This window comes from Streptomyces sp. NPDC044921 (assembly GCF_056432865.1).
Window position 1 is genome coordinate 109,286 of sequence record NZ_JBWKIF010000005.1, and the last position, 16,486, is coordinate 125,771.

The window sequence follows — 16,486 nt, forward strand, 5'->3', positions numbered from 1 at the left end:
CGCCGAAAAAATCTCGGCGGGCCCGGGCCTTCGGCGTTGCGTGCGCCCGACCGCGGGCGCGTTCGCACGAACGCGCTCGCACGGGTACGAACGGACGTGGCAAAGGGCGAGGCCCCGGGGGTGAACCCGGGGCCTCGCCCTGAACGCCGCCGACGTCTACGCCGTACTACTGGCCATCAGGCCGTCAGTTGTCGTCCTCGTCGATCAGGAAGCCCCGCATGGGCGAGGGCGCCTGCCCCATCGGGGACGGACCCTGCGGACGCACCGGCGCCATCGGCTGGGTCATCGCCGGGGACATCTGCTGCTGGCCACCGTAGGACGGAGCGGACGGCGAGGGGGGGCCGCCCATCGTCTGGTTGCCACCGTAGGACGGGGCGCTCGCGCCGGCCGGTGCCATGGAAGGCGCCGGGGACGGCGGGAGGGACGCGGTCGCCGGAGTGCGCGGCGGGGCCAGCGAGTCGTCGGCCTGGGTCTCCAGCTGACGCAGCTGCGACTCCAGGTACGACTTCAGGCGCGTGCGGTACTCGCGCTCGAAGCCGCGCAGGTCCTCGACCTTGCGCTCCAGCGTGGCGCGGGCGGACTCCAGGGAGCCCATCGCGACGCGGTGCTTCTCCTGCGCGTCCCGCTCCAGGGCGTCTGCCTTGGCACGGGCGTCACGCTCCAGACCCTCGGCACGCGAACGCGCCTCACCGACGATCTTGTTGGCTTCGGAACGGGCCTCGGCGATCGCCTGGTCGGCGGTCTGCTGGGCCAGCGAGAGGACACGCGCGGCGCTGTCGCCGCCGGGGCCTCCCTGACCGGGGCCGCCCATCGGACCGCCCATGGGGCCGCCCATCGGACCACCCATCTGCTGCTGCATCGGGGGCTGACCCATCGGACCCGGACCCTGGCCCATCGGACCGGGACCACCAGGACCCTGGGGACCACCCTGACCGCCGGGACCGGCGGGCAGCTGCGGGGCACCGCTCGGCAGCTGGGGCGGGCCACCCATGGGGCCACCCATCTGCTGCTGCGGCGGGCCCGATATGCCGGCGGGTACGGGACCACCCGGACCTCGCATGCCCTGCTGCTGCTGTTGCTGCTGCTGGTCCTGCTCCGGCGGCTTGCGCATGTTCTGCTGGTTCTGGGCAGCAGCGCGCGTGGCCGCGGCCAGTTTGGCGCGCAGGTCCTCGTTCTCGCGGAGCAGGCGGGTCAATTCGGCTTCGACCTCGTCGAGGAAGGCATCGACCTCGTCCTCGTCATAGCCTTCTCGGAGGCGGACGGTCGTGAACTGCTTGTTCCGCACGTCCTCGGGGGTCAACGGCATCTCTTCACCTCAACGTAGTCGTCGGCATTCGGCAAGACCATGGTTCACATCGCTCACAGCCGGCTCACGATCGAGATCAGGATGTAGACGATGATCATCAGTACGAAGAAGGACAGGTCGAGCGCCACGCCCCCGAGACGCAGCGGCGGAATGAACCGCCGCAGAAGCTTGAGCGGTGGATCGGTGACAGTGTAGGTGGCCTCCAGAACGACCACCATCGCCTTGCCGGGTTGCCACGAGCGGGCGAACTGGAAGACGTAGTCCATGACCAACCGGAAGATGAGCACGATGAGGAAGCACATCAGCGCGATGTAGACGACATCCAAGACCACGCTCATGACCTCTTGCTTCCCTCTCCCCTGTGCCCTGCTGTGTAGTGCTGTGTACTGATGTTTCCGGTGGTGCGTCTCAGCTCTGGTTGAAGAACCCGCCCTCTGCGATGCGGGCCTTGTCCTCCGCCGTGACATCGACGTTAGCAGGCGACAACAGGAACACCTTCTGCGTCACCCGCTCGATACTGCCGTGAAGACCAAACACCAAACCGGCCGCAAAGTCGACAAGTCGCTTCGCGTCTGTGTCATCCATCTCAGTCAGATTCATGATCACCGGGGTGCCCTCACGGAAGTGTTCCCCGATGGTACGGGCCTCGTTGTAGGTCCGCGGGTGGAGTGTGGTGATCCGGTAAGGCTCTCGTTCCGACACGACCTTGGGCATGATCACCGGTGCGTTCTTCTCCAGACTTGCGCGTTCTTGTGTGATGGATGCCACGGGCGCGATGCGCGCCGGGCGGCTGGATTCCGCGGGGAGCGAAGTGGAGCGGGGGGCCGGCTCGCGCGGTGCGGGCGGTTGTACGACTCGTACCTCTTCGTCCCTTTGGGGCTGATGTGAGACATGCGGCTGGTGGGACGGCTCGTGCCGACGGTGATCCCGTTCGGGTTCGGGGTCCAGTTCGGGTTCGAAGTCGTCGTCGGGGTCGAATCCGCGGCCGTCGTACCCATCGTCCTCCACGAGGCCGAGGTAGACCGCCATCTTGCGCATCGCGCCGGCCATGCTCTGAGTCCTCCGCTCTGTGGTGGATCGGCTGACGACTGCCAAGTGCCCGCGATCCACGTGGTCCTTGAATCCGCCTTTCGGCGGCAATGACCATATTTTCTGCTGTGGTCCGACTTCTTGGCGACGTTACCCGAGCCGGGGGCGGACTCCGAGTACCGCGCTGCCGACGCGCACATGTGTCGCTCCGGCCGCCACGGCCTGTTCGAGGTCCGCGCTCATCCCTGCCGAGACCATGGTGGCAGCCGGATGACTCCGGCGCAGGTCGGTCGACAAATCCATCAACCGCTCGAACGCCGCCCGTTCGCGTCCCGCGTACTCGCCGGTGAGCGGCGCGACGGTCATCAGACCGGCGAGCCGCAGCCCGGGTGCGCCGGCGACGAGACCGGCCAACTCCTCGACGCCCTCGGGCGCCACGCCCCCGCGCTCGCCCCGCCCGCTCACCCCGGCGTCGAGCGCGACCTGCAGCAGGCACCCCAGTTCGCGACCGGCCCGCACGGCCTCCTTGGAGAGGGCGGTGACGAGCCGGGAGCGATCGACGGACTGCACGTAATCCGCGTAATTGACCACGGATCGCACCTTGTTGGTCTGGAGTTGACCCACGAAGTGCCATGTCAGGGGCAGATCCGAGCACGCGGCGGCCTTGGGCGCCGCGTCCTGGTCGCGGTTCTCGGCGACGTGCCGCACGCCGAGCTCCGCGAGGATCCGCACGTCGCTCGCGGGGTAGGTCTTGGTGACCACGATCAGGGTCACGTCCTCACGCGGGCGCCCCGCGGCCGCGCACGCGTCGGCGATGCGCCGCTCCACCTTCGCCAGGTTCGTGGCGAGTTCGTCCTTACGGTCCGTCATGCCTGTCAGTCCAGCCACACATAGCCCGCGAGCCGCCCGGTGGTGCGGTCGCGCCGGTACGAGAAGTGATCGTGCGACTCCAGCGTGCACACCGGTGACCGCTCCCGGTCGTGCACCCCCAGCCGTTCCAGCTGGGCGTGCACTCCGGCGCTCACGTCGACCGCCGGTGTGCCCCAGCTCGTCTCGGCGTACGCCGCCGGCTCGACGGCGGACACCTCGGCGCGCATCGCCTCGGGCACTTCGTAACACCGGCCGCACACGGTGGGCCCGGTGCGGGCGACGATCCGGGAGGGGTCGGCGCCCAGGTCCGTCATCGCGCGTAGCGCGGCCGGGACGACACCGGCGATCATGCCGGGACGGCCCGCGTGGGCCGCGGCGGCGATCCCGGCGACGGGGTCGGCCAGCAGCACCGGCACGCAGTCGGCGGTGAGTACCGCGAGGGCGAGCCCCCGCCGGGTGGTGACGACCGCGTCGACCGGCGGGATCTCCGGCGAAGATCCCCACGGCTCGTCCACGACCACCACGTCCGCCCCGTGCACCTGGTTCATCCAGACCACCCGGTCCGGTGCGACGCCCAGGGACTTGGCGGCCAGCTCCCGGTTGGTGCGTACGGCGCCGGGGTCGTCTCCGACCGCTCCGCCGAGGTTGAGCTCCTCATACGGAGCGGCGCTCACCCCGCCCCACCGGTCGGTGAAGGCGAAGTGCGCGCCGCTCACGCTCTCGCGCTGTCCTATCACGTCAGAAGGATCACTTGAGGAAGTCCGGTACGTCCAGTTCCTCGGCCGCGCTGTCCGAGTAGGCGCGCGGCGCCGGCGGGACCGGCGGGGCGACCGGGATGTCCTCGACCGGCTTCGGGGCGGGCTCCGGGTCCTCCTTCGGCGTCACACTGCCGAGCGAACCGAAGGCCGGACGGCTCTCCGTCTGCCGGACCGGGGCCGGCTCCTCGCGCTTGGCCGAGGCCGAGCCGATCACGTTCTCCCGGCGGGCCGGGGGCTGGCCCCCGTCGAAGCCGGCGGCGATCACGGTGACCCGGACCTCGTCGCCGAGGGCGTCGTCGATGACCGCGCCGAAGATGATGTTGGCCTCGGGGTGGGCGGCCTCGCTGACCAGCTGGGCGGCCTCGTTGATCTCGAACAGGCCGAGGTCGGAGCCGCCGGAGATGGAGAGCAGCACCCCGCGGGCGCCGTCGATGGAGGCCTCCAGCAGCGGGGAGGAGATCGCCATCTCGGCGGCCGCCACCGCGCGGTCGTCCCCGCGGGCGGAGCCGATGCCCATCAGGGCCGAACCGGCGTCGGACATGACCGACTTGACGTCGGCGAAGTCGAGGTTGATGAGGCCGGGGGTGGTGATGAGGTCGGTGATGCCCTGGACGCCGGAGAGCAGGACCTGGTCGGCCGACTTGAAGGCGTCGAGCACCGAGACCTGGCGGTCCGAGATGGACAGCAGCCGGTCGTTCGGGATGACGATGAGGGTGTCGACCTCTTCGCGGAGCTCGGCGATGCCGTCCTCGGCCTGGTTCGCGCGGCGCCGCCCCTCGAAGGTGAACGGGCGCGTGACCACACCGATGGTGAGGGCACCCAGGTTGCGCGCGATGTTGGCCACGACGGGCGCCCCGCCGGTGCCGGTGCCGCCGCCTTCACCGGCTGTCACGAAGACCATGTCGGCCCCCTTGAGGACCTCCTCGATCTCCTCGCGGTGGTCCTCGGCGGCCTTGCGGCCCACGGCCGGGTTGGCTCCGGCGCCGAGTCCGCGGGTGAGTTCGCGGCCGACGTCCAGCTTGACGTCGGCGTCGCTCATCAACAGAGCTTGCGCGTCGGTGTTGATGGCGATGAACTCGACGCCCTTGAGACCGACCTCGATCATCCGGTTGATGGCATTGACACCACCGCCGCCGACACCGATGACTTTGATGACTGCGAGGTAGTTCTGCGGTGCTGCCACGTCGAAGGCCTCTCGCCTCGAGTTACGTGTCGCCGAATCCCCGTGACGCCCTGCGCCCCGCGACCCGACGACTGATGCCGAATGGGACGGTCCGTATCGCCGACCCGAACCCTAACCCTGAAGTTTAGGGTTACCAGTGTGTCCGTTCCTTGGAGTCTTCTGAACAGGACACTAAGTCGACAAGTGGCGCACGTTCAACGAACACGCCGAACCTCCCGTTTTTCTTTTCACCCTATGTGATCAGCCGTAGCACTGCCCAACCAGGGTGCTGGCCTGCGCGGATGTGCGTCAACTCCCTGATGACGCGGGCGCGGTGGGGACGCTCACGTCGAAGTGCCGCGCATCGCGGGAGGCTTTCATCAGGGCGGTCAGCGCGCGGGCCTTCGCCGCCCCGTTCTCACTGCTGCCCCACACGACGGTACGGCCGTCCCTCAACTCCAGCGAGATGTCGTCGTAGGAGCGGACCTTGACGGCCCGTGTGCCGCGGGCGACGGCGGCCGGAACGGCGCGGGCGACGCCGACCGCCTCGCGCACCAGCCGGGCCTCACCGAAGCGGCGCAGGCTGGCGCCGGCCGAGCCGGAGCGCGACAGTGTCAATTCCAGTGCGGGCACCCCTTTCGGCGCCTCAGAAACCGTGGCGAAACGGACACCTTCATCGTCCACTTCGATGAACTTTCCGCCCTTTTGGACAAGCAGAACCGGAGTCCGCTCGACCACTTTCAGGTCGATTCCGTGGGGCCAGGAACGGACCACGTCAACCGTGTCGATCCGGGGCAATTTCCGGCGCAGCCGGGTCTCGATCGCATCCGTGTCGACGGAAATCAGCGGCTCGCCGAGGGGGACCTCGGCGGCCGTCCTGACCTGAGCCGGCGTCAGCACCCGGGTACCCGAGACGGAGACCTGCTCGGCGCGCAGCCAGTCGGATCCGTAGAACAGCCACAGGGTCGGGGTACCCAGGAAGACCAGGACGAGACCCAGGATGATGATCAGACGGACGTGACGCCGCCTCAGACGCCTGGCGGGAGGCGGGCCGGACGACTTCTGCTGGCGTTCACCGCGCTCGGCGGTGGTCGATCCGGCCACGCTCCCCTGCCTTCCGTCATACGGGCCTAGCGGTGTGCACGAGCGGCGGCGATCGCCTCGTACACCATGCCGACGAGCAGGTCGTCGGCGTCCCGGCGGCCGAACTCGGCGGCGGCGCGGGACATCTGGTACAGCCGGTGCGGGTCGGCGAGCACGGGCAGGACGTTCTGCTGGACCCATTCGGGGGTCAGCTCCGCGTCGTCGACCAGCAGGCCGCCGCCGGCCTTGACCACCGGCTGGGCGTTGAGCCGCTGTTCGCCGTTGCCGATGGGCAGCGGGACGTAGGCGGCCGGGAGCCCGACGGCGGAGAGTTCGGCGACGGTCATCGCGCCCGCGCGGCAGAGCATCATGTCGGCCGCGGCGTACGCGAGGTCCATCCGGTCCAGGTAACTTACCGGGATATAGGGGGGCATCCCCGGCATCTGCTGGACCTGCGGCAGTTCGTTCTTCGGTCCGACCGCGTGCAGGATCTGGATGCCGGCCTGCTGCAGCCAGGGCGCGACCGTCTGGACGACCTCGTTGAGGCGGCGGGCGCCCTGGGAGCCGCCGGAGACCAGCAGCGTGGGCAGGTTCGGGTCGAGCCCGAAGGCGGCCCGGGCCTCGGGGCGTACGGCGGCCCGGTCCAGGGTGGCGATGGAGCGGCGCAGCGGGATGCCGATGTAGCGGGCGCCGCGCAGCTTGCTGTCCGGGGTGGAGACGGCGACCTGGCTGGCGTAGCGCGAGCCGATCTTGTTGGCCAGGCCCGGGCGGGCGTTGGCCTCGTGGATGACGATCGGCACGCCCAGGCGCTTGGCCGCGAGGTAGCCGGGCAGGGCGACGTAGCCGCCGAAGCCGACCACGGCGTCCGCCTCGGTGCGCTCCAGGATCTGCTCGGTCGCCTTGATGGTGCCGCGCAGCCGGCCCGGGACGGTGATCAGCTCGGGGGTGGGCTTGCGTGGCAGCGGTACGGCGGGGATCAGCGCCAGCTCGTAACCGCGCTCGGGTACGAGACGTGTCTCCAGACCTCGCTCCGTGCCCAGGGCCGTGATGCCCACGGTCGGGTCCTGCCTGCGCAGGGCGTCCGCGAGGGCGAGCGCGGGCTCGATGTGGCCCGCGGTTCCTCCGCCGGCGAGTACGACATGCACCGAAATTCACCGCTCTCCGGACGGACGCGCCGCCGTGGCGCGCCGTCGCATCGTGTTCCATCTCCGGGGACTCCGACCCGAACCGGTTCCCCCGGCCCCCCGCTTTCTACCAAAGCGAGGTTGCCGCATCGCAAGCGCTGCCCGCGCAGCGGGCTCGTCGCGCGCGAAGGCGATCAGCAGCCCGATGGCGAACATGGTCGGCAGCAGGGCGGATCCTCCGTAGGAGAACAGCGGGAGAGGCACGCCGGCGATCGGCAGCAGACCGAGCACCGCACCGATGTTGATCACGGCCTGGGCCGTGATCCAGGTGGTCACGCCTCCCGCGGCATACCTCACGAAGGGGTCCTCCGTGCGTCCGGCCACGCGGATACCCGCATAGCCTAGAGCCGCGAAGAGGGCGAGGACCGACAGCGTCCCCGCCAGGCCCAGTTCCTCACCGGTGACGGCGAAGATGAAGTCGGTGTGGGCTTCGGGGAGTTGGCCCCATTTCTCCACACTCGCCCCCAGCCCGGAGCCGAAGATCCCGCCGGAGGCGAGGGCGTAGATGCCGTGCACGGCCTGCCAGCAGTCAACCGGTCCGGACTGGGGTTCGGTGGCGCCGAGGCACTGCAGGCGGGCCATGCGGTTGGGGCTGGTCTTGATGAGGATCAGCCCCAGCACGGCGGCGATCGACAGGACGCCGGCGAACAGCCGCGTGGGCGCTCCGGCCAGCCAGAGCAGGCCGAACAGGATGGCCGTGAGGATGATCGCCGTGCCCATGTCGCCGCCGATCATGATCAGCCCGAGCAGCATGAAGGCGGCCGGTACCAGCGGGACGAGCATGTGCTTCCACTGGGCCAGCAGCTTCTTGTCCTGCTTGCGGGCGAGCAGGTCGGCGCCCCAGAGCACCAGCGCGAGCTTGCCGAACTCGCTCGGCTGGAGCTGGAAGGAGCCGCCGACGGCGATCCAGTTCTGGTTGCCGTTGACCGAGACTCCTATCCCGGGCACCTGCACCAGGGCCATGAGGACGACGGCTCCGGCGAGGATCGGGTAGGCCAGGGCCCGGTGGAGTTTCACCGGCATGCGTGAGGCGGCGAACAGCAGACCGGCGCCGATGACCGCCGCGAGCAGCTGCTTGCGGAAGAAGTACGAGCCGGGCAGCGACATCTGCAGCGCGGTGATCTGGGAGGCCGAGTACACCATCACCAGGCCCAGCACGGTGATCAGCATGCTGCCGCCGAGGATCAGGTAGTAGGCGGTCAGCGGCCGGTCCCAGCCCCGGCGGGCACGGGTGTACAGGCCGAGGACGCCACCGTCCCGCGGGGTCCGGGGCGTGACGGGGCGCTTGGGGGCGCGCGGAGTGGGGGGCCGTCCGGTGCGGCTGGTGGGCATCGCCGCTCACCCCGCCTTGCCGGAGGGGGACGGCGTGCCGCGCACGCTCCCCGGCCGCTCGGGCACCAGCCACATCCGTCTCACGCGTCCCTCCCAGGTACGCCCGGCGTCGCCGCCGGGCGAGGCGGACCCGGGTCAGCCCTCGACGGAGCCGAGCTCGCGAACGGCGTCCGCGAAAGCGTCCCCGCGCTTGTTGTAGTCGGCGAACATGTCCATGGAGGCACAGGCCGGGGCCAGCAGCACCGTGTCGCCCGCGTGCGCGAGCCCTCGCGCCTCGTGGACCGCCGCGCGCATCGCCCCAGTGTCGGTCCGGTCGAGGTCGACGACGGGTACTTCCGGGGCGTGTCGCGCCAGGGCTTCGCGGATGAGCGCCCGGTCCGCGCCGATCAGCACGGCCCCGCGCAGCCGCTTCGCCGACTTGGCGACCAGTTCGTCGAAGGTGGCGCCCTTGGCGAGTCCGCCCGCGATCCACACGATCGACTCGTACGCCGCCAACGAGGCCTCCGCGGCGTGGGTGTTGGTCGCCTTGGAGTCGTCGACGTAGGCGACGCCGTCCACGTCGGCGACGTGTGCGATGCGGTGGGCGTCCGGGGTGAAGGCCCGCAGCCCGTCCCGGACGGCCCTGGCGGGCACGCCGTAGGCGCGGGCGAGGGCCGCCGCCGCGAGGGCGTTGGCGACGTTGTGCGGGGCCGGCGGGTTCACGTCGGCGACCTCGGCGAGCTCCTGGGCGTTCTTCTGCCGGTTCTCGACGAAGGCGCGGTCGACCAGGAGGCCCTCGACGACGCCGAGTTGGGAGGGGCCGGGCGTGCCCAGGGTGAAGCCGATGGCCCGGCAGCCCTCCTCCACGTCGGCCTCGCGGACCAGGTCCTCGGTGGCCTTGTCGGCCACGTTGTAGACGCAGGCGACCCGATTGCCCTCGTAGATGCGGCCCTTGTCCTTGGCGTACGCCTCCATGGAGCCGTGCCAGTCGAGGTGGTCGGGGGCGAGGTTGAGCACCGCGGCCGAGTGGGCGCGCAGGGAGGGCGCCCAGTGCAGCTGGTAGCTGGACAGCTCCACGGCCAGGACGTCGTACCGCTCCTCGCCGAGCACCGCGTCCAGCAGCGATACGCCGATGTTGCCGACTGCGGCGGTGCGCAGCCCGGCCGCCTTCAGGATCGAGGCGAGCATCTGGACGGTGGTGGTCTTGCCGTTGGTGCCCGTGACGGCCAGCCAGTCAGCCGCGTCGGGGCCGCGCAGGCGCCAGGCCAGTTCGACGTCGCCCCACACCGGCACGCCCGCCCGCTCGGCCGCCGTGAACAGCGCCTTGTCCGGCTTCCAGCCGGGCGCGGTGACGATCAGCTCGGTGCCCTCCGGGAGGCTGTCCCCGTCGCCGAGGCGGACGGTGATCCCGAGCGCCTCCAGCTCGGCTGCCTGCGCCCGGGCGCGCTCGTCGGCGCCGTCGTTGACGACCGTGACGCGCGCGCCGAGGCCGTGCAGCACCTTGGCCGCCGGGACGCCGGAGACGCCGAGCCCGGCGACGGTGACGTGCTTGCCCTGGAAGTCGAAGGGCTCCGAGGAGGTCACTTGTCCGCTGCCCATCCTGCGTAGAAGAGGCCCAGTCCGACAATCACACAGATGCCCTGAATGATCCAGAAGCGGACCACGACGAGCACTTCGGACCAGCCCTTGAGTTCGAAGTGGTGCTGCAGTGGCGCCATCCGGAAGACGCGCTTGCCGGTGAGGCGGAACGAACCGACCTGGATCACCACGGACATGGTGATCAGGACGAACAGGCCGCCCAGGATGGCGAGCAGCAGCTCGGTGCGCGAGCAGATCGCGAGGCCGGCGAGGACACCGCCGAGCGCGAGCGAACCGGTGTCGCCCATGAAGATCTTGGCCGGCGAGGTGTTCCACCACAGGAAGCCGAGGCAGGCGCCCATCAGCGCCGAGGCGACGACCGCGAGGTCGAGCGGGTCGCGCACCTCGTAGCACGCGCCGGGGTTGGTGAGGGTCTGCGCGTTGGCGCAGGACTCCTGGAACTGCCAGACGCCGATGAAGGTGTAGGCGCCGAAGACCAGGACCGAGGCGCCGGTGGCCAGACCGTCCAGACCGTCGGTGAGGTTCACGCCGTTCGACATCGCGAGGATCATGAACAGCGCCCAGACGACGAACAGCACCGGTCCGATCGTCCAGCCGAAGTCCGTGATGAACGACAGCTTGGTGGAGGCCGGGGTGTTGCCGCGGTTGTCCGCGAACTGCAGGGACAGCACGGCGAAACCGATGCCGACGATCAGCTGGCCGGCCATCTTCGCCTTGGCCCGCAGGCCCAGCGAACGCCGCTTGACGATCTTGATGTAGTCGTCGAGGAAACCGACCAGGCCCATGCCGACCATCAGCCCGAGCACCAGCAGGCCCGAGAAGGTCGGCGCCGCGTCCGCCTCCGGGTCGAGATAGCCCGTGATGACCTTCGCCAGGAAGTACGCGGCCACCGTCGCCAGGATGAACGCGATGCCGCCCATGGTCGGCGTACCGCGCTTGCTGGCGTGCTCGCGCGGGCCGTCGTCACGGATGTACTGCCCGTAGCCCTTGCGCGCGAGCAGTTTGATCAGCAGCGGGGTGCCGACCAGCGTGAGGAAGAGACCAATGACTCCTGCGAACAGGATCTGCTTCATCATCGGGCGGCAACCTCACCCTCGGCACCGGACTCGAGCAGCGCCTGGGCAACGCTTTCCAGCCCGACCGAACGGGACGCCTTCACGAGCACGACGTCCCCCGGGCGCAACTCGCTGCGCAACAGGTCGACCGCCGCCTGTGCGTCGGACACGTGCACCGACTCCTCACCCCACGAACCCTCGTTATATGCGCCCAGTTGCAGCCAGGCGGCTTCCCTGCCGCCGACCGCGACGAGCTTGCTGACGTTGAGCCGGACGGCGAGCCGCCCGACCGCGTCGTGCTCGGCGAGAGCCTCGTCCCCGAGCTCGGCCATCTTGCCGAGCACCGCCCACGTACGACGTCCCTTGCCCATGGCCGCCAGCGCGCGCAGCGCGGCCTTCATGGACTCGGGGTTCGCGTTGTAGGCGTCGTTGACGACCGTCACGCCGTCCGGGCGCTCGGTGACCTCCATGCGCCAGCGGGAGAGGGAGCCCGCCTCGGAGAGCGCGACGGCGATCTCGTCTGCGGACATGCCCAACTCGTGGGCGACGGCGGCCGCGGCGAGCGCGTTCGACACGTGGTGCTCACCGTACAGGCGCATGGTCACATCGCTTGCACCGGAGGGTGTGTGAAGCCTGAACGCGGGCTGTCCGGTGTCCGTGAGTCGCACGTTCTCGGCGCGAACGTCCGCTTCGTCGGACTCTCCGAAGAAGATCACCTTCGCCTTCGTACGGGAGGCCATGGCCCGTACGTAGGGGTCGTCCGCGTTGAGGACGGCCGTTCCGCCGTCGGCCTCGGACGGCAGGGACTCGACGAGCTCGCCCTTGGCCTGGGCGATCTGCTCGCGGCCGCCGAACTCGCCGATGTGGGCGGATCCGACGTTGAGCACCAGGCCGATCCTCGGCGGGGTCAGTTCCGTGAGGTAGCGGATGTGCCCGATGCCGCGGGCGCCCATCTCCAGGACGAGGAAGCGGGTCTCCTCGGTGGCGCTGAGCGCGGTCAGCGGCAGCCCGATCTCGTTGTTGAGCGAGCCGGGCGTGAACACCGTCGGCGCCTTGCGCTGGAGGACCTGGGCGATGAGGTCCTTGGTGCTGGTCTTGCCCGCCGAGCCGGTGAGGGCGACGAGAGTGGCACCGAGGCGTCGTACGACGTGCCGCGCGAGGGCGCCGAGGGCGGCCTGGACGTCGTCCACGACGATCGCGGGCACGCCGACGGGACGGGTGCCGAGCACGGCCACCGCTCCCGCCTCGACGACCGCCGCCGCGAAGTCGTGGCCGTCCACGCGCTCCCCGGCGAAGGCCACGAACAGGCTGCCCGGCACCGCCTCCCGGGAGTCCCGGACGACCGGGCCGGTGACCTGGACGGACGGATCCGGTATGTCGTGCGTCTGCCCGCCGACGGCTTCTGCGATCTCGGCGAGGGAGAGGGCGATCACAAGTTCATCCCCTGGGTCTTCTGGATTTTCATCCCTGGGTCTTCCGGATGGCTTCGCGCAGCACCTGGCGGTCGTCGAAGGGACGGACCACCCCGGCGATGTCCTGGCCCTGCTCGTGGCCCTTGCCGGCGACCAGCACGGTGTCGCCCGGCTCCGCGCGCGCCACGGCGGCGGCGATAGCGGCGGCCCGGTCCTCGAAGACCTGCACCTCGCCGCGCTCGTGCGCGGGCACGGAGGCCGCGCCCTGCAGCATCGTGGCGAGGATCGCGAGGGGGTCCTCGCCACGGGGGTTGTCGGAGGTCAGTACGGCGGTGTCGGCGAGCCGCGCCGCGGCGGCGCCCATGGGCGCGCGCTTGGTCTTGTCCCGGTCGCCGCCGCAGCCGAGGACGATGTGCAGCCTGCCCTCGGTGACCTTGCGCAGGGCGCGCAGCACGGACTCGACGGCGTCGGTCTTGTGCGCGTAGTCGACGACCGCGAGGTAGGGCTGCCCGGCGTCCACGCGCTCCAGGCGGCCCGGCACGCCGGGGACGGCGGCCACGCCGTCGGCCGCGGCCTGCGGGTCGAGCCCGGCGACGGCGAGGGCGACGATCGCGGCCAGGGTGTTGGCCACGTTGAAGGGGCCCGGCAGCGGCGACTTGGCGCTGATCCGCTCGCCCTTGGGCCCGACGACGGTGAACGTCGAGTCCAGGCGGCCGACCCGGACGTCCTCGGCGCGCCAGTCGGCGTCGGGGTGGCCCTCGGCGGAGTAGGTGACGACCGGGACGGTGGCCTCCTTCGCCAGCCTGCGGCCGTACTCGTCGTCGACGTTGACCACGCCGAGTCTGCCGCGCCGGGGGGTGAACAGCTGCGCCTTCGCCTGGAAGTAGTCCTCCATGTCGGAGTGGAACTCCATGTGCTCCGGGCTCAGGTTGGTGAAGACGCCGATGTCGAAGACGCAGCCGTCGACGCGGCCGAGGACCAGGGCGTGGCTGGAGACCTCCATGGCGACCGCCTCCACGCCGCGTTCGCGCATGACGGCGAACAGGGCCTGCAGGTCGGTGGCCTCGGGCGTGGTCCGCTCGGACTTGATGCGCTCGTCGCCGATGCGCATCTCGACCGTGCCGATCAGGCCGGTGGTCCTGACGGTCTTCAGGCCGCCCTCGACGAGGTAGGCGGTGGTGGTCTTGCCGGAGGTACCGGTGATGCCGATCTGGAGCAGGTCCCGGCCGGGGTGGCCGTAGATCGTGGCGGCCAGCTCGCCCATCCGCCCGCGCGGGTCGTCGACGACCAGGACGGGCAGCCCCGACGCGGCGGCGCGTTCGGCGCCGGTCGGGTCGGTCAGCACGGCGGCGGCGCCCAGGCCCGCGGCCTGGTTGACGAAGTCCGCGCCGTGCAGGCGGGCGCCCGGGAGGGCGGCGTACAGGTCGCCGGGGCGCACGGCCCGCGAGTCGTGGGTGATGCCCGTGACCGCGGCGGCGCCCTGTGGCGCGGGAGCACCCAGCTGATCGGCGAGTTCCGCGAGGGATGTGGCGGAGACCTGCACCGGCCTGGGCGGCCCGGGGTATGTCACGGGATGCCCCTTCTGGGTGGTTTGGGACTGATCAGCGTGTGGCACGGCGGTGAGCGTACCGGGCGTACCCGCCTCCGGGCGAAGTGAGGGGCCTGGGGTGCTCTGGTTCCCGGGGTCCGGGGTGATCGTTGTCACGAGGTGGTTCCTGGCTGTTTCGGTGCTGACCGGCGCTCCTGGCCGCTCAGCGCTGGAAGGTGACCGGGAGCTTGGCGGGCTTGGCCCCGGTCGGCGGGACCTGGAGGGACTTCAGTGCGAACTCCATGACCTGCTTGTAGACGGGGCCGCAGATCTGCCCGCCGAAGTAGCTGCCCTGAGTGGCGTTCTGGATGGCGCAGTAGACGGTGATGCGGGGCTTGTCGGCGGGCGCGAACCCGGCGAACGAGGAGGTGTAGCCGTGGTACTTGCCGGTGGCCGGATCCACGCGGTTGGCCGTGCCCGTCTTGCCCGCGACGCGGTAGCCGGGGATGCGTGCCTTGGTGCCGGTGCCCTCCTCGTCGTCCACGACGGACTCCAGCATCCGGGCGAGGGTCTTCGCCGTCTGCGCGCTGACGACCCGTGTCCTCTCGGGCTCGGGGGCCGGCGTGAAGCGGCCGTCGGGGCCCTTGGTGCCGCGGACCAGCGTGGGTTCGACGCGGACGCCTCCGTTGGCGATCGTCGAGTACACGGAGGCGGCCTGCATGGCGTTGATGGAGACGCCCTGGCCGAAGGGGATCGTGTACTGCTGCGAGGTCGACCACTTGTCCGGCGGGGCGAGGATGCCCTTGGTCTCGCCGGGGAAGCCGAGGCCGGTGTAGCTGCCCAGGCCGAACTTGCGCAGGTAGTCGTAGAGGACCTTGTTCGCCTGCGCCTGGGTCTTGCCGAGCTGGCCGGTGGCGAGGATGGTGCCGATGTTGCTGGACTTGGCCAGGACGCCGTTGAGCGTCAGGTACCAGGTCGGGTGGTCGACGTCGTCCTTGAAGAGCCGGTCGCCGCGGTGCAGCCGGTTGGGCACGACGACGTGGGTCATCGGGGTGGCGACCCGCTCCTGGAGGACGGCGGCCATCGACATGACCTTGGCGGTGGAGCCGGGCTCGAAGGCGTCCTGCAGCGCGGCGTTGCCCAGGGCGGCCGGGTCGGCGTCGGACAGGTCGTTGGGGTCGAAGCCGGGCGAGTTGGCCATGGCCAGGATCTGTCCGGTGCGGGTGTCCTGGACGATGACGTAGCCGCGGTCGGCCGCCGACTCCTTCACCTGCTCGGTGATGGCGTTCTGCGCGGCCCACTGGATGTCGCGGTCGATGGTGAGCTCGACGTCGCTGCCGGGCACGGCGGGGGTCTCGGTGGCGCCCCCCGCGGTGGGGACGAGCCGGCCGCCGGACTGGGCGTAGCGGATCTTGCCGTCCTTGCCGGCCAGTTGCTTGTCGAGCTGCAGCTCGATGCCGCCGCCGGGCTTGCCCTCGCCGTTGACCCAGCCCAGTATCCCGGCGGCGAGGTCGCCGTTGGGGTACACGCGCTTGCTGGTGGCGACGGAGAAGACGCCCGCCAGCACGTTGCGCACGGACTCGTCCGTCTCCTCCTTCTTCGCGAGCGCGGACTTCAGGTCCTTGATCTGCTTCCAGACCTGCGGCGTCTGGCGGGAGGCCAGTTTGACGTACCGCAGGGCCTTGTTCTTCGGCCGCAGCTTCTCGACCAGGGTCTCCTGGTCCTGGCCGAGGATCGGCGCGAGCAGGGCGGCCGCCTGCTCGGGCCCGTCGCCGATCTTCAGGTGGCCGGGCGCGAACATGGTGGGGTCGGCCGTGATGTCGTAGGCGTCCTCGCTGGTGGCCAGGGCGACTCCGGAGCGGTCGGTGATCTCGCCGCGGTCCGCGGCCAGCACCTGCCCGACGTAGCGGTTCTGCTCGGCCTTGGCGGCGTACGTACTCGCGTCGACGGCCTGCACCTGGAACAGCCGTACGACGAAGGCGATCAGCACGAGGGTGAGCGCGAGCCCGATCAGACGCAGTCGCGGGCGCGGGCTGCCTAGGCGGAGCGGCTTGGGCGGGGCCGGGCGTCCCGGTCCGGGCCGCCGGGCCGGCCGGGCACCGGGCCCGGGCCGGCGCCGGGCGTCGGGGCGGGCGGGCCTGGCGGGGCCGGGCACGCGGCGGCGTGGCGGTTCCCTGTCGGACACTTCC

Annotated in this window: 14 protein-coding genes; all 14 read right to left on the minus strand. The window is 70.7% G+C overall.

The features are described from left to right. Positions 1 to 184 precede the first annotated feature (184 nt). On the minus strand, positions 185 to 1,306 hold the full coding sequence (locus tag AC07DA_RS09845; protein ID WP_344542267.1) for a DivIVA domain-containing protein: 1,122 nt from the start codon (positions 1,304 to 1,306) through the stop codon (positions 185 to 187). 53 nt (positions 1,307 to 1,359) lie between these two features. After that, positions 1,360 to 1,644, minus strand: coding sequence for a YggT family protein (locus AC07DA_RS09850; protein ID WP_007448661.1), 285 nt, complete (start codon positions 1,642 to 1,644; stop codon positions 1,360 to 1,362). 70 nt (positions 1,645 to 1,714) lie between these two features. Then, positions 1,715 to 2,356, minus strand: a complete 642-nt coding sequence (locus AC07DA_RS09855) for a cell division protein SepF (protein ID WP_479126270.1) — start codon at positions 2,354 to 2,356, stop codon at positions 1,715 to 1,717. A gap of 129 nt (positions 2,357 to 2,485) precedes the next feature. Then, the gene (locus tag AC07DA_RS09860) at positions 2,486 to 3,205 is read right to left on the minus strand and encodes a YggS family pyridoxal phosphate-dependent enzyme (RefSeq protein WP_479126271.1); all 720 of its coding nucleotides are present in this window, start codon (positions 3,203 to 3,205) and stop codon (positions 2,486 to 2,488) included. Positions 3,206 to 3,210: 5 nt separating this feature from the next. Then, entirely contained in the window at positions 3,211 to 3,942 is a 732-nt protein-coding gene (gene pgeF / locus AC07DA_RS09865) for a peptidoglycan editing factor PgeF (RefSeq protein ID WP_479126273.1), read from the minus strand. Positions 3,943 to 3,952: 10 nt separating this feature from the next. Next, positions 3,953 to 5,146, minus strand: a complete 1,194-nt coding sequence (gene ftsZ / locus AC07DA_RS09870) for a cell division protein FtsZ (protein ID WP_479126274.1) — start codon at positions 5,144 to 5,146, stop codon at positions 3,953 to 3,955. Between the two features lie 288 nt (positions 5,147 to 5,434). Further along, the gene (locus AC07DA_RS09875; protein ID WP_479126276.1) at positions 5,435 to 6,229 is read right to left on the minus strand and encodes a cell division protein FtsQ/DivIB; all 795 of its coding nucleotides are present in this window, start codon (positions 6,227 to 6,229) and stop codon (positions 5,435 to 5,437) included. A gap of 26 nt (positions 6,230 to 6,255) precedes the next feature. Continuing rightward, positions 6,256 to 7,353 carry an undecaprenyldiphospho-muramoylpentapeptide beta-N-acetylglucosaminyltransferase gene (murG, locus tag AC07DA_RS09880; protein ID WP_479126278.1) on the minus strand — a complete coding sequence of 366 codons (1,098 nt, stop codon included), beginning with the start codon at positions 7,351 to 7,353 and terminating at the stop codon, positions 6,256 to 6,258. A gap of 6 nt (positions 7,354 to 7,359) precedes the next feature. Next, positions 7,360 to 8,724, minus strand: a complete 1,365-nt coding sequence (gene ftsW, locus AC07DA_RS09885; RefSeq protein ID WP_479126280.1) for a putative lipid II flippase FtsW — start codon at positions 8,722 to 8,724, stop codon at positions 7,360 to 7,362. 135 nt (positions 8,725 to 8,859) lie between these two features. Then, positions 8,860 to 10,302, minus strand: a complete 1,443-nt coding sequence (gene murD / locus AC07DA_RS09890; RefSeq protein WP_479126282.1) for a UDP-N-acetylmuramoyl-L-alanine--D-glutamate ligase — start codon at positions 10,300 to 10,302, stop codon at positions 8,860 to 8,862. Continuing rightward, positions 10,284 to 11,375 (minus strand): phospho-N-acetylmuramoyl-pentapeptide-transferase, encoded by a 1,092-nt coding sequence (mraY, locus tag AC07DA_RS09895; RefSeq protein WP_030248707.1) that lies wholly within the window; start codon positions 11,373 to 11,375, stop codon positions 10,284 to 10,286. Before mraY ends, murD begins: the two co-directional genes overlap by 19 nt. Beyond that, positions 11,375 to 12,790, minus strand: a complete 1,416-nt coding sequence (locus tag AC07DA_RS09900) for a UDP-N-acetylmuramoyl-tripeptide--D-alanyl-D-alanine ligase (protein ID WP_479126283.1) — start codon at positions 12,788 to 12,790, stop codon at positions 11,375 to 11,377. Before AC07DA_RS09900 ends, mraY begins: the two co-directional genes overlap by 1 nt. 28 nt (positions 12,791 to 12,818) lie before the next feature. Beyond that, a complete protein-coding gene (locus AC07DA_RS09905) occupies positions 12,819 to 14,339 on the minus strand; it encodes a UDP-N-acetylmuramoyl-L-alanyl-D-glutamate--2,6-diaminopimelate ligase (RefSeq protein ID WP_479126284.1) in 1,521 nt (506 codons plus the stop codon). 181 nt (positions 14,340 to 14,520) lie between these two features. Beyond that, a complete protein-coding gene (locus tag AC07DA_RS09910; RefSeq protein WP_479126286.1) occupies positions 14,521 to 16,482 on the minus strand; it encodes a peptidoglycan D,D-transpeptidase FtsI family protein in 1,962 nt (653 codons plus the stop codon). Positions 16,483 to 16,486 lie beyond the last annotated feature (4 nt).

Coding starts and splice junctions, on each gene's coding strand:
- AC07DA_RS09845 (WP_344542267.1), bottom strand. CDS start 1,306: ATGCCGTTGACCCCCGAGGACGTGCGGAACAAGCAGTTCACGACCGTC.
- AC07DA_RS09850 (WP_007448661.1), bottom strand. CDS start 1,644: ATGAGCGTGGTCTTGGATGTCGTCTACATCGCGCTGATGTGCTTCCTC.
- AC07DA_RS09855 (WP_479126270.1), bottom strand. CDS start 2,356: ATGGCCGGCGCGATGCGCAAGATGGCGGTCTACCTCGGCCTCGTGGAG.
- AC07DA_RS09860 (WP_479126271.1), bottom strand. CDS start 3,205: ATGACGGACCGTAAGGACGAACTCGCCACGAACCTGGCGAAGGTGGAG.
- ftsW (WP_479126280.1), bottom strand. CDS start 8,724: ATGCCCACCAGCCGCACCGGACGGCCCCCCACTCCGCGCGCCCCCAAG.
- murD (WP_479126282.1), bottom strand. CDS start 10,302: ATGGGCAGCGGACAAGTGACCTCCTCGGAGCCCTTCGACTTCCAGGGC.
- mraY (WP_030248707.1), bottom strand. CDS start 11,375: ATGAAGCAGATCCTGTTCGCAGGAGTCATTGGTCTCTTCCTCACGCTG.